The sequence below is a fragment of the Labilibaculum manganireducens genome (assembly GCF_002843385.1).
Taxonomy (GTDB): Bacteria; Bacteroidota; Bacteroidia; order Bacteroidales; family Marinifilaceae; genus Labilibaculum; species Labilibaculum manganireducens.
In genome coordinates this window covers 1-2,056 of record NZ_MVDE01000075.1, presented here as the reverse complement: position 1 = coordinate 2,056, position 2,056 = coordinate 1, and the positions used below count along the sequence as shown (strand labels likewise).

Sequence of the window (2,056 nt, the reverse complement as noted above, 5' to 3'; positions counted from 1 at the left end):
AAGGCGGAGCTATACTCCGCCGCTAGATAAACTTAAATGAATAATCATTTGAAGTTTTCTTTCATATCATAAATTTAGGAAATAATTATTAATTTAATTTGGATTTTACCACAGTATCTGTCAGAGTCAATTAGAAGAATAACACCCTTTCGCCTGTCGGCATTTTCCCTCAAGAGGAAAAGATTTTTTAAATAGGCAGACTTGTAAAGGTGAAAATTGCATTTATATTTCTCCCTTTTTAAGGGGAGCTCCCGACAGGGAGAGGGCTGTTTTTAAAGTTTTATTACCCCAAACCCCTGAAGGGGCTTAAAAAAATGTTACCCAACAGGGAAAGTCCCCTTTAGGGGATTTAGGGGTAGTTAGAAAATAACATACGTCAAACCACAATACAATGAAGAAAAAAGAAATCAACGCATCGCATACGCCGCTTTACCGCGAAGCTGGCTTTAATTTGCAAAATTCGAAGCGAACCAAAGAAGCTTTTGCAGCAGAATTGAATCATGCGCACGAACCAGATGATTACATCTATTCCCGATATCGCAACCCGACTGTGGTAGCTGTTGAGAAACAAATTATGGAATTGGAAGGATGCAATTGGGCATTGTTGGTGGAAACAGGAATGGCGGCCATTGATGTTGCAGTATCAGTTTTTCAGAAAGGAGCAGCAACCCGTCCCTGGTTGTTCTTTCATGAGATTTACGGCGGAACCAATTCATTCATCGATACGGTGTTGATCAAGCGCCGTAATTTAGATGTGCACCGCTTTTATGCGAAAGAAGGTTTGTACGATTTCGTGGAATTGGAGCGCATGCTGGCAGAAATTCAACCTGAGTTTTTGTATTTCGAAGCCGTTTCGAATCCCATGTTGATTGTTGCCGATGTAAAACGCATCATGGAACTGGCGAAGCAATACAATGCCAAGATAATTGTAGACAATACATTTGGAACACCTTATTTGTGGAAACCACTTTTAGATGGAGCCGATCTGGTGATTCATTCAGCAACAAAATACCTGAGCGGACATGGAAACATTACCGCAGGAGTTATTTGCGGCAACGATGAGGAATTAATGAAGGAAGCCATTGAATATCGAAAATGGGCAGGTCATTTTCTAAGTCCGGATGATGCTTACCGATTGGGAACGCAGGTAAAAAGTTTCGAATTGCGCTTTCAAAAGCATTGCGACAATGCAATGGAGTTGGCTGAATATTTAGAAAATCACCCAAAAATAGGAGAGGTTTTATATCCAGGACTGGAATCTCATCCTACCCGAAAAGAGGCTGTGGCTTTGTTTGGCGATAAAGGTTTTGGCGGCATGTTAACTTTCGATATCAAAGGATCTTCCGATGAGGACAAAAGAGAGAAATGCAATCGCTTTGTAGCTGCTTTGGAAGATACAATTCCATTGGTTCCAACATTGGGCGAAGTAGATACCATTTTATTACCAGTAGAACCTGTTTGGGGCGCAAAATATCCCTTGCCGGGCGTTATTCGTTTATCGGTAGGAATTGAAAATATCGAAAAATTAAAAGGCTTGATTGGCGAGGCCTTGAAAAATATATAATCCGTAGGGTCACGCCATGGCGTGACCTTTTTATATGGAGATGCTTTAACGGTGAATTTGACATGATTGAGTAGCGCTTACTGCGTTAGTAGATCGAGCTACAAGCTCTTGCTGGCAGGGGTATTCAGTCAAAGCTTTTCAATTCCGATTAAGAGAGAAATTCCATCACTTGCTATATTCCACTTTTTACATTTTCCTTATTAATTAAATCTTCAATTTTATAAAATAGTATTGCATTAAATAAAATAAAAATAATTGCAGTCCAAAATCCACAATTCATAGACAACCAGCTCCCTGCACCAAAACTATGAGCCATTAAAACGAAAAGTAAAAAAAAACGAGAATATTTTTTAGGAATATAATACCATTTTACAGACTAATTTACTCACAAAAGCAATTTGTATAAATTGGATAACCAGTAATGGATTTGATTAAATCGGGATTCAACTCATTTACCATCATTGTAATCTTTTCTTGTAGATCTGATATTTC

Annotated in this window: 1 protein-coding gene; it reads left to right on the top strand. The window is 38.7% G+C overall.

What is annotated here, in order from left to right; genetic code table 11:
* The first annotated feature begins 391 nt into the window (after positions 1 to 391).
* Positions 392 to 1,564 (top strand): trans-sulfuration enzyme family protein, encoded by a 1,173-nt coding sequence (locus BZG01_RS21195; protein ID WP_245870458.1) that lies wholly within the window; start codon positions 392 to 394, stop codon positions 1,562 to 1,564.
* Positions 1,565 to 2,056 lie beyond the last annotated feature (492 nt).

Coding starts and splice junctions, on each gene's coding strand:
- BZG01_RS21195 (WP_245870458.1), top strand. CDS start 392: ATGAAGAAAAAAGAAATCAACGCATCGCATACGCCGCTTTACCGCGAA.